The 16974-nt window shown below is 71.4% G+C and carries 16 protein-coding genes and 1 tRNA gene; 15 read left to right on the forward strand and 2 right to left on the reverse strand.

Annotation, left to right across the window (positions count from 1 at the left end; all coding sequences use genetic code 11):
* Window positions 1-45 precede the first annotated feature (45 nt).
* From OUQ99_RS27865 to OUQ99_RS27890, 6 genes are all read left to right on the forward strand, one after another.
* Entirely contained in the window at window positions 46-2271 is a 2226-nt protein-coding gene (locus OUQ99_RS27865) for a cell division protein FtsK (protein WP_267946732.1), read from the forward strand.
* Between the two features lie 255 nt (window positions 2272-2526).
* Window positions 2527-2934 carry an RRQRL motif-containing zinc-binding protein gene (locus OUQ99_RS27870; protein WP_267946733.1) on the forward strand — a complete coding sequence of 136 codons (408 nt, stop codon included), beginning with the start codon at window positions 2527-2529 and terminating at the stop codon, window positions 2932-2934.
* A complete protein-coding gene (locus tag OUQ99_RS27875) occupies window positions 2931-3842 on the forward strand; it encodes a bifunctional DNA primase/polymerase (RefSeq protein ID WP_267946734.1) in 912 nt (303 codons plus the stop codon). The genes OUQ99_RS27870 and OUQ99_RS27875 overlap by 4 nt, the downstream gene beginning before the upstream one ends.
* On the forward strand, window positions 3839-5344 hold the full coding sequence (locus OUQ99_RS27880) for a YfjI family protein (RefSeq protein WP_267946735.1): 1506 nt from the start codon (window positions 3839-3841) through the stop codon (window positions 5342-5344). Before OUQ99_RS27875 ends, OUQ99_RS27880 begins: the two co-directional genes overlap by 4 nt.
* A gap of 48 nt (window positions 5345-5392) precedes the next feature.
* Window positions 5393-5608 (forward strand): helix-turn-helix transcriptional regulator, encoded by a 216-nt coding sequence (locus OUQ99_RS27885; RefSeq protein ID WP_267946736.1) that lies wholly within the window; start codon window positions 5393-5395, stop codon window positions 5606-5608.
* Window positions 5608-7017, forward strand: a complete 1410-nt coding sequence (locus OUQ99_RS27890; RefSeq protein ID WP_267946737.1) for a tyrosine-type recombinase/integrase — start codon at window positions 5608-5610, stop codon at window positions 7015-7017. The genes OUQ99_RS27885 and OUQ99_RS27890 overlap by 1 nt, the downstream gene beginning before the upstream one ends.
* A gap of 112 nt (window positions 7018-7129) precedes the next feature.
* Here OUQ99_RS27890 and OUQ99_RS27895 read toward each other — a convergent pair.
* Window positions 7130-7211 (reverse strand) — tRNA-Tyr (locus OUQ99_RS27895).
* Between the two features lie 238 nt (window positions 7212-7449).
* On the opposite strand from OUQ99_RS27895, the gene OUQ99_RS27900 reads away from it, so the two are divergent.
* Entirely contained in the window at window positions 7450-7947 is a 498-nt protein-coding gene (locus tag OUQ99_RS27900; protein ID WP_267946738.1) for a YajQ family cyclic di-GMP-binding protein, read from the forward strand.
* Window positions 7948-8034: 87 nt separating this feature from the next.
* On the opposite strand, the gene OUQ99_RS27905 is transcribed toward OUQ99_RS27900, so the two are convergent.
* A complete protein-coding gene (locus OUQ99_RS27905; protein WP_267946739.1) occupies window positions 8035-8898 on the reverse strand; it encodes a M48 family metalloprotease in 864 nt (287 codons plus the stop codon).
* A 495-nt stretch (window positions 8899-9393) separates the two neighbouring features.
* Here OUQ99_RS27905 and OUQ99_RS27910 point away from each other — a divergent pair, with 495 nt between their 5' ends.
* The 8 genes from OUQ99_RS27910 to OUQ99_RS27945 all read left to right on the forward strand — a co-directional run bounded on the left by OUQ99_RS27910 (window position 9394) and on the right by OUQ99_RS27945 (window position 16902).
* Complete coding sequence (locus OUQ99_RS27910; RefSeq protein ID WP_267946740.1) at window positions 9394-11244, forward strand: 2-oxoacid:acceptor oxidoreductase subunit alpha; 1851 nt, start codon at window positions 9394-9396, stop codon at window positions 11242-11244.
* A 70-nt stretch (window positions 11245-11314) separates the two neighbouring features.
* The gene (locus OUQ99_RS27915; protein ID WP_267950530.1) at window positions 11315-12301 is read left to right on the forward strand and encodes a 2-oxoacid:ferredoxin oxidoreductase subunit beta; all 987 of its coding nucleotides are present in this window, start codon (window positions 11315-11317) and stop codon (window positions 12299-12301) included.
* An 86-nt stretch (window positions 12302-12387) separates the two neighbouring features.
* The gene (locus OUQ99_RS27920; protein ID WP_267946741.1) at window positions 12388-13056 is read left to right on the forward strand and encodes an SDR family oxidoreductase; all 669 of its coding nucleotides are present in this window, start codon (window positions 12388-12390) and stop codon (window positions 13054-13056) included.
* A gap of 198 nt (window positions 13057-13254) precedes the next feature.
* A complete protein-coding gene (locus OUQ99_RS27925) occupies window positions 13255-13776 on the forward strand; it encodes a hypothetical protein (RefSeq protein WP_267946742.1) in 522 nt (173 codons plus the stop codon).
* Window positions 13777-14104: 328 nt separating this feature from the next.
* Window positions 14105-14317: a hypothetical protein gene (locus tag OUQ99_RS27930; protein WP_267946743.1), complete on the forward strand. Its 213-nt coding sequence runs from the start codon at window positions 14105-14107 to the stop codon at window positions 14315-14317.
* A gap of 89 nt (window positions 14318-14406) precedes the next feature.
* Window positions 14407-14619 (forward strand): hypothetical protein, encoded by a 213-nt coding sequence (locus tag OUQ99_RS27935; protein ID WP_267946744.1) that lies wholly within the window; start codon window positions 14407-14409, stop codon window positions 14617-14619.
* Between the two features lie 215 nt (window positions 14620-14834).
* Entirely contained in the window at window positions 14835-15743 is a 909-nt protein-coding gene (locus OUQ99_RS27940; RefSeq protein WP_267946745.1) for an RNA polymerase sigma-70 factor, read from the forward strand.
* Between the two features lie 4 nt (window positions 15744-15747).
* Complete coding sequence (locus OUQ99_RS27945; RefSeq protein ID WP_267946746.1) at window positions 15748-16902, forward strand: FAD-dependent oxidoreductase; 1155 nt, start codon at window positions 15748-15750, stop codon at window positions 16900-16902.
* The last annotated feature ends 72 nt before the right edge of the window (window positions 16903-16974 follow it).

The raw sequence follows: 16974 nt of genomic DNA on the forward strand, positions 1-16974 counted from the left end.
CGGCCGCCGCCCCATCCCGGACCACTTCGACCAGGAGATACCAGGATGTCGTACCCCACGCCGCACCAGGACGACCGCACGGCTGAGGAGACCGGGCAGGTCCTCAACTTCCCGACCGTCATCGGCACCGCCGCCCCCCGACCCCGCACCGAGGACCCCGCGCCGGCCCCGACCGAGGTCGAGGTCGAGTACGTCGAGCCCACCGACGTCGAGGTCCTGGACGAAGACACCGACACCGGCCCGGCCCGGCGCGTGGACACCCAGGTCGAGCAGTGGGCCGACCAGTCCCAGTGGCTGGCCCGCGTCGCCGAAGGCTCCCGCACCACCCAGCCCATCGTGCCGCTGTGGCTGCGCGACCGCACCGAGGCAGAGCAGGTGCTGCGGTGGGTGACCTCCTACTACGCGCACGTGGCCGCCTACCAGGCCACCCGCACCCCGCTCTACATGCTCCGCCTCATGGGCCGCTCCCCCCGCGGTGCCGCCCGGATCCTGGGGACCTGGGGTCGGTGGGCGTTCGACACCGAGACCACCGCGCTCCGCCGCGCCGCCGCCGGCGGCAACCGCACGGGCGAATACATGATGCTCTCCCGCCAGCACAGCTCCCGCGTCAAGGTCCGCGTCACCAGCTCCCTGGTGCTGGCCACCGCGACCCTGATCACCGTCGCCGTCGTCTCCCCCGCCGCCCCGGCCTGGGCGCTGTGGAGCGCGGTCTGGGCCGGGCTGTCCATGCTCGGGCTCCTGGGCCGCCGCCCCGACCAGCCCCTCATCGACCGCGCGGTCCTGCCCACCAAGGTCGAGAAGCTCACCTCCGACGCGGTCCTCAAGGCCCTCAGTGCTCTGGGGATCAGCGAGATCACCCGCGCCCTGGCCGCCAAGGGCGACGAGGAGATCGGGTTCACCGCCCCCATCACCCGCGACGGCCCCGGCTGGCGCGCCGAAGTCAACCTCCCCCGCGGCGTCGTGGTCACCGACGTCATCGACAAGCGCGACAAGCTCGCCTCCGGCCTGCGCCGCCCGCTGGGCTGCGTGTGGCCCGAGCCCGTCAACGAGGAGCACCCCGGCAAGCTCGTGCTCTGGGTCGGCGACCAGGCCATGAACCAGGCCCGCCCCACCCCGTGGCCGCTGACGGAGAAGGGCACCACCGACCTGTTCAAGCCCCTGCCCTTCGGCTCCGACCAGCGCGCACGCGCCATCGCGATGACGCTGATGTTCGAGTCCGTCCTGATCGGCGCCAAGCCCCGCATGGGCAAGACCTTCGCCCTGCGCGTACTGCTCCTGGCGGCCGCGCTCGACCCCAACGCGGAGCTGAACGTCTTCGAACTCAAGGGCACCGGCGACTGCCAGTCCGTGGAGAAGGTTTCCCACGTCTATGCCTCCGGCGCGGACCAGGACACCATGTCCACCTGCATGAACACCCTGCGCCGCATCGCCAACAAGGAGCTGGTCAAGCGCGCCGAGACCATCTCCCGCATCGCCAAGGCCGACCCCAAGCGCTGCCCCGAGAACAAGGTCACCCCCGAGCTGTCCGCCGACCGCTCCCTGGGACTGCACCCGATCGTGCTGGCCGTCGACGAGTGCCAGGAGCTGTTCACCAACGAGGAGTACAAGCAGGAGGCCGCCAAGCTGGCGGAAGCCATCATCAAGCGCGGCCCCGCCATGGGCATCATCCTGCTGCTGGCCACCCAGCGCCCCGACTCCAAGTCCCTGCCCACCGGGGTGTCCGCGAACGTGGGCATCCGGTTCTGCCTGCGGGTCATGGGCCAGCTGGAGAACGACATGGTCCTGGGGACGTCGAGCTACAAGAACGGCATCCGGGCCACGACCTTCACCGCCAAGGACAAGGGCATCGGCTACCTCGTGGGCGTCGAGGACGACGCGGTCATCGCCCGTTCGGCCTACATCGACGGCCCCGCCGCGGAGACGATCTCTGAGCGCGCCCGCGCGGCCCGCATCGCCGCCGGCACCCTGACCGGGCACGCGGCAGGGGAGGAGATCGCCACCGAGGACACCACCACCATCCTCGACCACCTCCTGGCGGTGTGGCCCGGCGACGTCGACGCCGTGTGGTCCGTGCGCCTGATCGACGCCCTGGCGGACTACCGCCCCGGCCTGTACGCGGCGTGGCTCGACATCGAGGACGAGAAGGCCCGCGCCACCCAGCTCACCAACGCGCTCAAGCCGCACAAGGTCGGCACCCGGCAGCTCAACCGGGAGGGCTCGAACAAGCGCGGAGTGGACCGCGAAGCCGTGGAGCAGGCGGCGAATCGGTAGCACCCAGGGGTGCTACATATAGCACCCCTGCTAGCGACCAAAACCCCATCTGACCAGGGATGTAGCGCGTATCGACCCTCCCTGGCAGAACCCCCGAAACGTGCCTCGGACGCCTTCTGGCGGGAGCCAAAGAAAATGCGGCCCCGGTGCATAGCCGCCAAGCAACCACCGGGACCGCGCTCCCAGAAAGAGCACTCCCAACATCACTGCGAGGAGCACTCCCATGATGCAGCACTCACGGTCGGAGGTCACCCCGTGACCACCCTCCGCTTCCTCGACCCCGACGGCTCCCGGTACGGGCTGCCGACCTACCCATGGGGCATGGCTTGGACCACCGCTGAGGACATGGCCACCCGCAAGCAGCTGGCCGCCATGGGCCTGCGCCCCGGCAGCACCCACCCGGACGCCCAGCTGATGTGGCGCTCCCGCCGTGCCAGGAACGGGGTCCGCACCGCCGCCCTCTACCGGATCAGCGAGGCCAAGCCCAAGGACGAGTTCACCGCGGCCCGCGCCCGCGGACTGGCCGCCGCGATGCGCGCACGCCGCACCTGCCCGACCTGCCGCCAGGTGTTCGTCTACGTCATCCCCACCTCGCTCGGGGAGTGCCCGGCCTGCCACGAGGGCGGCACCCCCGAAGCGTGGGAACTGGAGGCGGCAGCATGAGCGCTCCGACGAACGTCCTGCCCTACGCTCTGGCTGCCGCCCGCCGCGACTGGCACGTCTTCCCGCTGCGAACCCGCGCCAAGCGCCCGGTCCGGACCTTCACCGACTGGGAGCGGCACGCCACCTGCGACGAAGGCGCCATCACCGCCTACTGGGGAGCCCACCCCGCCCACAACCTCGCGGTCGCGTGCGGGCCCTCCGGCCTGGTGGTCGTCGACCTCGACACCCCCAAGGACGGCGAGACCCCGCCGCCGGAGTGGGCGCGCCCCGGCATCGCCGCCGGAGCGGACGTCCTCGCGGCCCTCGCTGAGGAGCACGCCGACGGTGACACGGCGTTCCTGGACACGTTCACCGTGACCACCCGCCGGGGTGGCACCCACCTGTACTACACGGCACCTGAGGGCGCGGCCTATCGCAACACGTCGGGCCGGTTGGGCTGGCTGATCGACACCCGTGCCACCGGCGGCTACGTCGTCGGTCCCGGTTCCTACGTGGCCGACGCCGACGGTCGCGGCCCCTATACCGTCACCAATCCCACCGCCACTGCCCCGCTGCCCGGATGGCTGGCGACCCTGATGGAGCCCGCCCGCCGTCGGCCGGTCACCTCCGGACAGGTTCATCAGGCCCTCGTGAGCAGTCCCGGGATGGCCACCTACGTCACCCGGGCCCTGCGTGGAGAGGTCGACCGGGTGCTCGCCTCCAAGGAGGGCCGCCGTAACCACACCCTGAACACGGCCGCCTTCGCCGTGGGCACGCTGGTGGGTGCAGGGATGCTGCCCAAGCACCTGGCAGAGGACGCCTTGGAACAAGCTGGTCTCCACGTGGGGCTTGAGTCCTCCGAGGTCGAGGACACCGTGCGCAGCGGCATCCAGGCCGGGATCCGCCGCCCCCGGGGAGCTGCCGCATGAGCGCCCACGACGGCCGACAGGACACCGGGCAGGGGTGGGACGCCCCCACCCCGCTCGGTGCCCGCAACGCCCTTCCCGGCTTCCCTGCCGAGTGCCTGCCCGGCTGGATGTCGAGGTTCGTCCTGGCGCTGGCCGAGGAGACCCAGACCCCGGTGGACGCCGCCGGATGCGTGGCCCTGGCCGCGCTCTCCACCGCCGCCGGCGGACGCGCCATCGTCCAGGTGCGCGGCACCTACACCGAGCCGGTGAACCTGTTCACGGTCGTGGCTCTGCCGCCCGCCTCACGCAAGTCGGCGGTGTTCCGCGCCATCACCTCCCCGATCCTCAAGGTCGAGGCGGAGCTGGCGGAGCGGATCAAGCCGCAGATCGTGGAAGCCGAGTTGACCCGGGCGGTGGCCGCCGGTGTGGCGGAGAAGGCCAAGTCCAAGGCCATCACCACCAAGGGTGCCCCGGACGCCCTGGCGGACGCCTCGGACGCCGCGGCCGCGATCGAGGACATCAAGATCCCCGCCCTTCCGCAGCTGGTCGCCGACGACGTCACGCCGGAGACCGCCGCGACCATCCTGTGCGACCAGGGCGGCAGGCTGGCCGTGCTCTCGGCCGAGGGCGGGATCTTCCAGATCCTCGCGGGCCGCTACAGCGGCTCCCCGAACTTCGACCTGTTCCTGAAAGGCCACGCCGGAGACATGCTGCGAGTCGACCGCAAGGGCCGCTCCGAGCACGTCGAATCCGCGATCCTCACCCTGGGACTGGCCGTGCAGCCGGACGTGATCCGCGAGATCGCGACCGGTCCCGGGTTCCGCGGCAAAGGGCTGCTGGGCCGGTTCCTGTACGCGCTGCCCGAGTCCAATATCGGCACCCGCAACGTCGACCCCGAGCCGGTGCCGGCAGAGGTGGTCGCCGCCTATGAGGAGCGGCTGATGCGCATGGTCACGCACCTGTTCGACTGGACAGACCCCCAGGTCCTCCAGCTCTCGCCCGAGGCCGACGAACTCCGCCTCGACTACGCCCGTCAGCTGGAACCGCGCCTGCACCCGCGACTCGGGGACCTGGGCCACATGTCCGACTGGGCAGGGAAGTCCGTGGGCGCGATCATCCGGATCGCCGCCCTGCTCCACCTGGCCGACAACCCCGTCGACGGCTACCGGCTCCCGATCAGCGCCGACACCATGACGGCCGCGATCCGGATCGGGGAGTACTTCACCGCCCACGCCGAAGCCGCCTTCGACCACATGGGCGCCGACCCGGAGGTGGAGCGCGCCCGCCAGGTCCTGGACTGGATCACGCGCAAGAAGCCCGCCCGATTCACCGTCCGCGAGGCGTTCTCCGGCCTACCGCGCGGCACCTTTCCCAAGGTCGCCGACGTCCTGCCGTCCCTGGAACTGCTGGAGGGCTACGGCTGGATCGCGATGGAGCCCCCGCCCCCGCGCAACCCGAAGGGAGGACGCCCGCCCTCACCCGCCTACCAGGTTCACCCGCAGATCAGCGGCCCCGGCGCATAGCCGCCAAGCAACCACCGGGACCGCATCACCCAGAAGGAGAACAGCACCATGGCAAAGAACCCGATCCCGCGTCCCCGGACCCCCGACCCCCTGCTCACGCTCCCCGAAGTCCTCGCGGAGCTGAAGGTTCCCCGCTCGACCTTCGACGACTGGCGTAAGAAGGGCCTCGCGCCCCGACACTGCAAGCTTCCCAACGGGCAGCTGCGCATCCGTCAGAGCGACCTCGACAACTGGCTGTCGGACCGTATGGATGAGGTCGCCTGATGTCCTACTCCAACGACGTCGACTTTTACCGACTCGCCAGGAAGAAGCGCCGGCGCGGCCATGGTGTGCGCTGGGTGGTCGCCGGTCGGGAGTTCTCGAAGTGGTTCACCACCGAGGCTCTGGCCGACAACGAGCGCACGAAGTTGAAGCAGGCCGCCAAGGACGGCGAGTCCTTCTGCACGGAGACCGGCCAGCCGGAATCGGTCGCGCGGGAGCTGAAGGCCGTCAGCTTCTACGACCTCGCGTGCGAGTTCACCGACCTGAAGTGGGCGAAGGCCGCTGCCAAGACCCGGCAGGGAACCTCCGAGGCGTTCGCCGTCCTGGCTCCCGTCCTGGTCAAGTCCACTCGGGGTATGCCCGATCCTCAGGTGGTGCGCGACGCCCTCTACCAGTGGGCGTTCCACACCGAGCGCCGCAAGGCGGGGCCGCCCCCCGAGGAGTACGAGAAGGCCATCACGTGGGTCCGGGGCGCTTCCCTGAAGGTCACCGAGCTGGACACTCCGGGTCGCCGCTCAGAGCTGATCAGGAAGGCTCTCGACGCGCTGGCGCTCCGGATGGACGGCAAGCCCGCCGCGGCCAAGACCGTCGCCCGTAAGCGGGCTGCGCTCTCCGGCCTGCTGAACTACGCGGTGGAGAAGGACATCTTCCCGGCCAGTCCGTTGGGCAAGGTGTCGTGGGAACGGCCGAAGACCACGAACCAGGTGGACCGCCGGCGGCTCCCCAGCCCCGAACTGGTGGATCGTCTGCTGTCCGTCGTGGAGGAGGAGCGGCCGGACCTGGTGGCGTTCTACGCCTGCGCCTACTACGCCATGATGCGGCCCGGGGAGATCGTGGCCCTCGACCGCGAGGCGTGCACGTCCCTGCCCTCGACCGGCTGGGGCAGCCTGTCCTTCGAGGACTCCTCCCCGAGATCGGGCAGTGGGTGGACCGACTCGGGGACCACGCACGACGACCGCCAGCTCAAGCACCGCGCGGAGAAGGAGACACGGCACGTCCCGATCCCGCCCCGCCTGGTGCGCCTTCTCCGGCGCCACCTCGACCAGTTCGTCGACCCTGGGGAGGACCACCTGTTCCGCGGCAAGCGGGGAGGCCCCCTGAGCGAGAGCACCTACGGCCGTGTCTGGCAGCAGGTTCGTCGGAAGGCGCTCACCGCGAAGCAGCTCAGGACAGAGCTTGCAGGCAGGGTCTACGACCTGCGTGGCGCGGGCATCTCGCTGGGCCTCAACGCAGGGGTGCCGGTGCCCGTCCTCGCGGAGCGCGCGGGGCACAGCCCGGCCGTCCTGATGAACGTCTACGCCGGATGCCTCGAAGGGCGGGATCAGCTCTGGAACAAGCGTCTGGAGGCCGCCTTCGACGGGGCGGACCCGGAGCCCGAATCGGAGGATGACACGCCGGGAGAAGCGGCCTGAGAAGTGTCCCGCCACTGTCCCGGGGACACTCGTGAACAGCCGTGAACGACCGGGAACGTGAAAGACCCCGGTGAACAGCGTTCTAGCTGGTCACCGGGGTCTTTTCCCAGGGTGGCAGGTGAAGGATTCGAACCTTCGAAGGCTAAGCCGACGGATTTACAGTCCGCTCCCATTGGCCGCTCGGGCAACCTGCCTGGGCTGCGGCGACGGTGTTCGTCGCGACGCATGAACGAGAATAGCGGATGATCCGCCCGAACCTGTAATCGAATACCCGGAGCGCGTCCCGAGCAGGGCCTTCGGGCACCCTGAGCAGGTCACGGCTAAGCTCTGAAGCCTGCCCGGGCCGGGGATCCGGCACGGGCGGACGTGTACCCACGCGGGCGTCCCCACAGGCGCCCGCGATCCATGAGACCAAGCGGGATGTGAGCGAACGTGGCCGCCGAATCCAGTTTCGACGTCGTGTCCAAACTCGACCGTCAGGAGGTCGACAACGCCCTGAACCAGACGGGCAAGGAGCTGTCCCAGCGGTTCGACTTCAAGGGCACCGGAACCACCATCGCCTGGCAGGGCGAGGACGGGATCGAGATCAGGAGCACGTCGGAGGAGCGGGCGAACGCCGCCCTGGAGGTGTTCAAGGAGAAGCTGGTCAAGCGCAAGCTCTCCCTGAAGATCCTCGACCCGGCCGAGGAGCCCAAGATCTCCGGCAAGGAGTACCGGCTTCCCGTCGGCCTCAAGGAGGGCATCACCTCCGAGGACGCCAAGAAGATCTCCAAGCTGATCCGGGACGAGGGCCCCAAGGGGGTCAAGGCCCAGATCCAGGGCGACGAGCTGCGCGTCAGCTCGAAGAAGAAGGACGACCTCCAGGCCGCCCAGAACCTGATCAAGGAGAAGGACTTCGACCTGGCCCTCCAGTTCGTGAACTACCGCTAGCCGGCGGTCCGCGGCACCGGCACGGCGACGGCCGCTCTCCCCTCGCGAAGGGGGAGGAGCGGCCGTCGCCGTGCCGGGGAGGGGTCCCTACCCCCCCATGTCCCACCGGCGGCGCAGGGCGTACAGGCGGCGGATGCGCTCGTCCGTCGGCGGGTGGGCGGCGAACAGCCGCCCCACCCCGGTCGGGAACGGGTTGGTGGTCATCACGTGCGCCGACGCCAGCAGGCCGCGGTCGCGGGGCAGGGGGTAGCGACGCGCCCCCTCCTCCAGCTTGGCCAGCGCCTCGGCCAGCCCGATCGGGTCCCCGGTGAGTTCGGCGGCCTTCTCGTCGGCGCGGAACTCGCGCCCGCGCCCCACCCCGAAGTGGACGACCAGGGCGGCGAGCGGCGCCAGCGCCGCCACCATCAGCCCGCCCAGCAGGTCGGGCATGTCCGTCTCCTCCGACTCCCCCAGCGGGAGCAGGAAGGTGACCACCGTCATCGCGGTGATGACCGCGGTGAGGGTCGCCGCCACCGAGCTGATCAGGGTGTCGTGCGAGCGGATGTGCGCCAGCTCGTGGGCGATCACGCCGCGCAGCTCCCGCTCGTCGAGGGTGCGCAGCAGGCCCGTGGTGCAGCAGAGCGCGGCGCGGCGCGGGCTGCTGCCGGTGGCGAAGGCGTTGGGCGAGCGGATCGGCGACAGGTACAGCCTGGGCATGGGCTGCCGGGCGGCGGTGGCCAGCTCCCGGACGATCCGGTACAGCTCGGGGCGCTCGATCTCGCTGACCGGTCGGGCCCTCATGGCCCGCAGGGCCAGCGACTCGCCGAACAGGTAGACGAGCACGCCCGCGCCCACCACCAGGGCCACGGAGAACTGCGCGCCCTTCTCGGCTCCGCACAGCCAGCCGACCACCACGACGAGGACGGCGGCCCCGACGAACAGACCGACCGCACGGGCCACGTTGACGTGCACGCCGCCACCTCCTCGCTCAGCCGGTCCTCGACCGTGAATGCGTACATGGTGACAAACGTGCGGGTCGACGTCTTGCGTTCCCCATGTGACGGGCTGTCGGTCACATCCCGGTTGCGGATGACCTCACACCGCCCGACGGGGTTCCGGTGTGACAATCGCCACCCGGCCCACGTCCGGCCTTTCCCGACGACCTATAGTGCGATCGTGGCCCTTATCACTCCGAACTCCAGGCCGGCGGGGCGCCGCCCCGTCCGGATCCCGGTGTCCGGGGAGCCGTGTCGTTGAAGGCAGGCCCCTTCACGACCCGGCTGTCGCGGTGTGACCGCGCCGTGCGAGACCGGGTTGGCGCACCCGGCGAGCGCGAGGGCCGCGCACGCTGTCCCATGCCCCCGAACCGGGCGCCCGCCCCGTGGCGGAGTGCCCCGGCCGGGGGATGACACCCGAGCGCCGCCGCCCGTCACGACCGGCGGCTCACCAAGGAGGTCGTCGATCTCAGTGGCCAAACAGATCGAACAGCTCGACCGCGTCATCATCCGCTTCGCCGGCGACTCCGGCGACGGCATGCAGCTGACCGGAGACCGCTTCACCCAGGAGACCGCGTCGTTCGGCAACGACCTGTCGACCCTTCCGAACTTCCCGGCCGAGATCCGCGCCCCCGCCGGAACCCTCCCGGGGGTGTCCAGCTTCCAGCTGCACTTCGCGGACCACGACATCATGACCCCGGGCGACGCGCCCGACGTCCTGGTGGCCATGAACCCCGCCGCCCTCAAGGCGAACCTCGGCGACCTGCCCAGGGGCGCGACCGTGATCGTCAACACCGACGAGTTCACGAAACGGAGCCTGGCCAAGGTCGGTTTCACCGGGGACCCCCTCACCGACGGCACCCTGGACGGACTCAAGGTGAGCGCGGTGGCGCTCACCTCGATGACGGTGGCGGCGCTGGCCGGCGCCGACCTGTCCAAGAAGGACGCGCAGCGGGCCAAGAACATGTTCGCCCTGGGCCTGCTTTCGTGGATGTACAACCGGCCGACGGAGGGGACGACGTCCTTCCTCAAGTCCAAGTTCGCCGCCAAGCCGGACATCCTCGCGGCGAACCTGACGGCGTTCCAGGCGGGGTGGAACTTCGGTGAGACCACCGAGGACTTCGCCGTCTCCTACGAGGTCAAGCCGGCCCGGCTCCCCGCGGGCACGTACCGGAACATCACCGGGAACCTGGCGATGGCCTACGGGCTGATCGCCGGGTCCACCCGGTCGGGCCTTCCGCTGTTCCTGGGCTCGTACCCGATCACCCCCGCGTCGGACATCCTGCACGAGCTGTCCAGGCACAAGAGGTTCGGTGTGCGCACGTTCCAGGCCGAGGACGAGATCGCCGGGGTGGGGGCCGCCCTGGGCGCCGCCTTCGGCGGCTCGCTGGGGGTGACCACCACCTCCGGCCCGGGCATGGTGCTCAAGCAGGAGACGGTGGGGCTCGCGGTGATGACCGAGCTGCCGCTGCTGATCATCGACGTGCAGCGGGCCGGGCCCAGCACGGGCATGCCGACCAAGACGGAGCAGACCGACCTGCTGATGGCCCTGTACGGGCGCAACGGCGAGTCCCCGCTGCCGGTGGTGGCGCCGTCCTCCCCCGCCGACTGCTTCGACGCCGCGGTGGAGGCGACCAGGCTCGCCGTCACCTACCGCACCCCGGTGGTCGTGCTGTCCGACGGGTACCTGGCCAACGGGTCGGAGCCGTGGCGCCTGCCGGAGGTCGGCGACCTGCCGGTGATCGAGCCGGGGTTCGCCACCGGGCCCAACGGCCCCGACGGCTCGTTCCTGCCGTACAAGCGCGACGAGGAGACCCTGGCCCGCCCGTGGGCGGTGCCGGGCACGGCCGGCCTGGAGCACCGCATCGGCGGCATCGAGAAGCACGCCGAGACGGGTGACATCTCGTACACGCCCGCCAACCACGACCTGATGGTGCGGACCCGCCAGGCCAAGATCGACGCCATCGCCAGGGACATCCCCGAGCTGGCGGTGGACGATCCCGACGGCGGCGCCGGGGTGCTGGTGCTCGGCTGGGGCGGCACGTACGGGTCGATCACCGCCGCGGTGCGCCGGGTGCGGCGCGCGGGCGGCCGGGTGGCGCAGGCGCACCTGCGCCACCTCAACCCGTTCCCGGCCAACCTCGGCGAGGTGCTGGCCCGCTACGAGCGGGTGGTGGTGCCGGAGATCAACCTGGGCCAGCTGGCCCTGCTGCTGCGCGGCAGGTTCCTGGTCGACGTCATCGGCTACAACAAGGTCCGCGGCCTGCCCTTCAAGGCCGAGGAGCTCGCGGACGTGCTTCGGGAGGTCATCGACCGTGACTGAGAACGCGAACGGCCTGACGGACGGCTCCGGGGGGCTGAGGCTGGTCCCCAGGACGGACACCGCCTACAAGATGAAGGACTTCAAGTCGGACCAGGAGGTGCGCTGGTGCCCGGGCTGCGGCGACTACGCGATCCTGGCCGCGTTCCAGTCCTTCCTCCCCGAGCTGGGGGTGCCCCGCGAGAACATCGTCATGGTGTCGGGGATCGGCTGCTCCTCCCGCTTCCCCTACTACCTGAGCACCTACGGCGTGCACTCGATCCACGGGCGCGCGCCGGCGATCGCGACCGGGCTGGCCTCCAGCCGCCCGGACCTGTCGGTGTGGGTGGTGACCGGTGACGGCGACGGGCTGTCCATCGGCGGCAACCACCTGATCCACGCGCTGCGCCGCAACGTCAACATCAACATCCTGCTGTTCAACAACCGGATCTACGGGCTGACCAAGGGGCAGTACTCACCCACCTCCGAGCCGGGGAAGATCACCAAGTCCTCGCCGTCGGGCTCGCTGGACCACCCGTTCAACCCGGTGTCCCTGGCCCTGGGCGCGGAGGCCTCGTTCGTGGCCCGGACGGTCGACTCCGACCGCAAGCACCTCACGTCGGTGCTGAGGGCGGCGGCCGAACACCCGGGGGCGTCGTTCGTGGAGATCTACCAGAACTGCCCGATCTTCAACGACGACGCGTTCGAGCCGCTGAAGGACCCTGCCGCGAGGGACACGCGCCTGCTGCGCATGGAGCACGGCGAGCCGCTGCGGCTCGGCCCGGACCGGGGTGTGGTCGCCGGCGGGTTCGGCGGGCTGGAGGTCGTGGACGTGGACGCGGTGGGAGAGGACCGGCTGATCCGGCACGACGCGCACCGGGAGGACCCGGGGTACGCGTTCGCCCTGTCCCGGTTGGACCGGCCCGCGTTCGAGCACGTGCCGATCGGGGTGTTCCGGGACGTGCGCCGCCCCGCCTACGACGAGCTGTTGAACGAGCAGGTCGCGGAGGCGCGGGCGGAGCACGGGGACGGCGAGCTGGCCGCGCTGCTGGCGAGCGGGGACACCTGGACCGTCGAGTAGGGGTCCGGGCCCGCCCCTCCCGGGCCCCGCGCGGACTCGCGCGGGGCCCGGGGGTCCGGCGGCCGGGGAGGGCATACGCTTCCCCCATGCGTATCGTCATCGCCGGGGGACACGGGAAGATCGCACTGCTGCTGGCCAGGCAACTGGCCGACCGCGGGGACGAGCCCGTCGCCCTCATCCGCAACCCCGACCACTCGCAGGACGTCGTCGACGCCGGTGCCGAACCGGTCGTGGTCGACCTGGAGACCGCCACCGTCACCGAGCTGACGGAGAAGCTCATGAACGCCGACGGCGTCGTGTTCGCCGCCGGGGCCGGTCCGGGCAGCGGGCCGGCCCGCAAGGAGACGGTGGACCACAAGGGGGCGGTGCTGACCGCCGACGCGGCCTCGCTCGCGGGGGTGCGGCGCCTGGTCCAGGTCTCGGCCATCGGGGTGGACGACCCGCTGCCCGGCGGGAACGACCCCGACGGTTCGTGGGCCGCCTACGTGGAGGCCAAGCGCGCCGCCGACGCCGACCTGCGGGAGCGCGGGCTGGAGCTGGACTGGACGATCCTGCGCCCGGGAGGGCTGACCGACGAGCCGGGCACCGGGAAGGTGGCGCTGGGCGCGGAGGTCGGGAGGGACTCGGTGACGCGGGAGGACGTCGCCTCGGTGATCGTGGCCGTTCTGGACGAACCGGGGACCGTCGGGAGGGTTCTCAACCTGGTGAACGGTGAGACACCCGTCGTCGAGGCCGTCCGCGCCGCCGCTTCCTGAGCACCGCCTCGAGCGGCCTCCGGCCGGGACACCCCTCCCGGTCGGCGGCCGCTCGGGGCCTTCTGTGGCCAGACAGGCCCGCAGGAGGCATGATGGGAGCGGAACCCGGCGGATTCCCGCCACTGTGGACGCGGACGACCGGGTGGCACCCCGACGGGTACGGCAAGCTCCGCGCTGAGCAGATGGGTACGGTTATTCATGAGCGTCACGCAGGTCGTGAGGGACAGCACGGTCGTCGAACACGCCAAGGTCGCGGCGCAGCAGAAGCGCCGGATGTTCATCATCCAGCTGGAGGTGAACGCCTATGACGAGCCCTCCAGCAAGCTCCGTCCCGGGCTGACCCGCATCCTGGAGGGGATCGAGGAGGCCGGCTGGCGGCTCGACCTGATCACCCCGGGCGACGAGGGCGACAAGCCCGCGCGCCTGTTCATCTTCCGCCCGGACCCCGACAGCAAGAAGCAGGACGAGGCGGCCAGGGCCGAGGCCCAGCAGCAGCAGGAGCCGTCCGGCCAGCAGCAGGCCTACCAGCACCCGCCCACGGGCGCCCAGCAGCCGGACCCGTACGCGGGTTACGGACAGCAGCCCGGCTACGGCCAGCAGCAGTACCCGGGGTACGACCAGCAGCAGTACCCGGGCTACGGTCAGCCGCAGCCGGGGTACGGGCAGCAGCCCGGCTACGGCCAGCAGTACCCGGGATACGGGCAGCAGCAGGGCTGGTAGCGCTCGCGGCGCACGTCGGGGGCGGCGCCCACGAGGTTCGGGGCCCGCGCGGTGGAGACACCGTGCGGGCCCTTTTTCATGTCCGATGTCTGGATACAGCGTGATTCCGATGCATTCGTCAGGTGAGGGATTCGGCCGTGCTTTCGGTTGGGTAACACGATGACTTCATTGCCTGGCGACATGTCCGGCATGTCCACATCGAAACCGAGAAAAGTCCGAGGAAACTCTGGATTCTTCCCGCGAAGTACGGCTAGCACGGGCCTGGCTACGCTAAGTTAATTCCGGCGGCCACCGCCAGAGCGTTATGAACTTCCGAAAGGCATCACCCATGACCCGTATCGCCAAGGTTTCCGGCTTCGTACTGGCCACCGGCCTCGCCTTCGGTGCCTTCACCGGCACCGCCGCCGCGGACAACAACGCCAACGTCCAGAACATCACGATCCCGATCTGCCTCGACGTGCTCGCCGCCTCGGGCGTCAGCGGCCCCGAGTGCAACGTCGTCAACTGGACCGCCACCAAGGGCATCAGCGTCGACGACTAGTACCCCGTCGCACACACCCCTGCATCAGCGGGGCCCCGCGGCCCCGTCGTCACCAACCAACGCACTGCCAACCGAAAAGGATCAGCACCATGAAGCGCATCGCCACCGTCTCCGGCCTCCTCCTCGCCACCGGCCTCGCCCTGGGCGCCATGACCGGGACCGCCGCGGCGGACAACAACGCCAACATCCAGAACGTGACCGTGCCGATCTGCGCCGACGTCCTCGCCTTCGACGGCCTCGACCTGGGCGGCTGCAACGTGTCCTCCGGCACCTCCACCAAGGGCATCTCCGTCGACGACTAGTCGGCCCTCCCGGCTCGCCGGGTACGGGACTTCCGGGGCTCTCCGTCCCCCGGAGCCACCCGGAACTCCCAGGACACCCGGCACTCTCGGGATGGACGCGGGGCACGGCACCGGCCGCGCCCCGCGTCCTGTTCTCCCGGACGGCCCGCCCGGACGCCCGCGCACCGGTACGGGAGGCGTGTCACGCCGGGGCGGGGGTGATACGTCTTCCAGACATGACGACCGATGCCTTCCACGAGCACCGCGCCCTCCTGACCGGTGTCGCCTACAGGATCCTCGGAAGCGCCTCCGACGCGGAGGACGTGGTCCAGGAGGCCTGGCTGCGCTGGTCCGCCGTCGATCCGGCGAAGGTCGACGACCCGCGCGCCTACCTCGTCACCATCGCCTCCCGCCTGTCCATCGACCGGCTGCGCAGCGCCCGGTCCCGCCGCGAGTCCTACGTCGGCGAGTGGCTCCCCGAACCCGTCAGCGACATCCCCGACGGCGCCGAGCAGGCCGAACTGGCGGACTCCGTGGAGTTCGCGCTCCTCGTGGTCCTGGAGACCCTCTCACCCCTGGAACGGGCCGTGTTCGTGCTGCGCGAGGCCTTCCAGTTCCCCTACGCGGAGATCGGGGAGGTCATCGGCCGGGAGGAGGCCGCCACGCGGCAGCTGGCCAGGCGGGCCCGCGACCACGTCCAGGAGAGGCGGCCCCGGTTCGAGGCCGACCGCGCCGCGCGGCGACGGATCACGGAGCGGTTCCTCCGCGCCTGCATGGAGGGGGACCTGGACGGCCTGACCGGTCTGCTCGCCGACGACGCCACCCTCGTCGGGGACGGCGGCGGCAAGGCCAAGGCGCCCCTGCGGGTCCTGGAGGGCGCCTCCAAGGTGGGCCGCTTCCTGGCCGCCCTGCCCGGCAACGCGGACAGGTTCCTCGCCTCGCTCGGTCTCGGCCCGACGGTCGCCTGGGCCGACGCCCGGACCGAGGTCACCGAGGTCAACGGCGGTCCGGCGGCGGTCGTCTCGCTCGGGGGCCGGGTGGTGGCGCTGGTCGTGCTGGACGTGGCCGACGGGCGGGTCCAGCACGTGTACCTGGTGGCCAACCCCGACAAGATGTCACGGCTGCGGACGCCCGGCCCGTCGTAGGGGTATGGATATCACCGTTGTGGGCGGTGGCCTCGCCGGACTGACCGCGGCCATCGCCGGCGCCGAGAGGGGCGCGAACATCACCCTGCTGGAGGCGCACCGGACCCTGGGCGGGCGGGCCCGCGCCACCGAGCCCCCGTACGTGGCCAACGAGGGACCCCACGTGCTCTACGGGGACGGGGCCCCGTACCGGTGGCTGGCCGAGCGCGGCCTGCTCCCGCCGCACCTGCGCCTTCCCGTTCGGGCCGCGCCGGGCGTGAGGTTCCGCTACCGGGGGCGGCTCGGCATGCCGCCCGCCGGGCTCCTGCGGGCCGCCGCCCGCCGCGGGCTGCGGGCCCCGTACGACCGGGACTTCGGCTCGTGGGGCCGGGAGCGGTTCGGCACGGAGACCACCGGGGCGATCGCGAGCATGATGGGGGTGGCGCTCTTCGACTCGGACCCGTCCCGGCTGTCCGCGGAGTTCGTCTGGGACAGGTTCCTGCGGGTGACCACGCCCGCGTGGCCGGCCGCCCGCTACATGGTGGGCGGCTGGACGTCGCTGGTCGGGTGGATGGCCGACCGGGCGCGGGAGCGCGGGGTGCGGATCGCGACGGACGCCCGGGTCGACTCCCTGGACGCGCTCCCCGACGGCCCGGTCGTCGTGGCGACGTCGCTGGCCGCGGCCCGCTCCCTGCTCGGGGACGACTCCCTGGCGTGGGAGAGCGGGCACACCCTGATGGTGGACCTGGGGCTGCGCCGGGGCCGGGACCCGTTCATCGTCTTCGACGGCGACGAGTGCGGGTTCGTGGAGCGCTACACGGCGGTGGACCGCACGCTGGCGCCGGAGGGCGAGGAGCTCGTGCAGGCCCAGGTCCCGGTGCGCCCCGGCGAGTCGAGGGCGCGCACGGGGGAGCGGCTGGAGCGGCTGCTGGACCTGGCGCTGCCGCGGTGGCGCGACCGGGTGACGTGGCGCAGGGACCAGGTCGCACGGGGGCGCACCGGTGCGCTGGACCTGCCGGGGCACACCTGGCGCGACCGCCCCGCGATCGACCGCGGGAACGGCGTCTACCTGGCCGGTGACTCGGTGGCGGCGCCCGGTCTGCTCGGAGAGGTGGCGTTCACCAGCGCCGTCGCCGCCGCCGAGGCGGCGACGGGCAGGAGGCCGGTCGGGACGCCCTGATCCCGGCCGGTCCCGCGACCGCCGGGCCGGGAGCGGGGACGGACCGCCCCGGCCCGGCGGTCGGCGTTCCCC

Source organism: Streptomonospora nanhaiensis, from assembly GCF_026642255.1.
Classification (GTDB): Bacteria; Actinomycetota; Actinomycetes; order Streptosporangiales; family Streptosporangiaceae; genus Nocardiopsis; species Nocardiopsis tropica.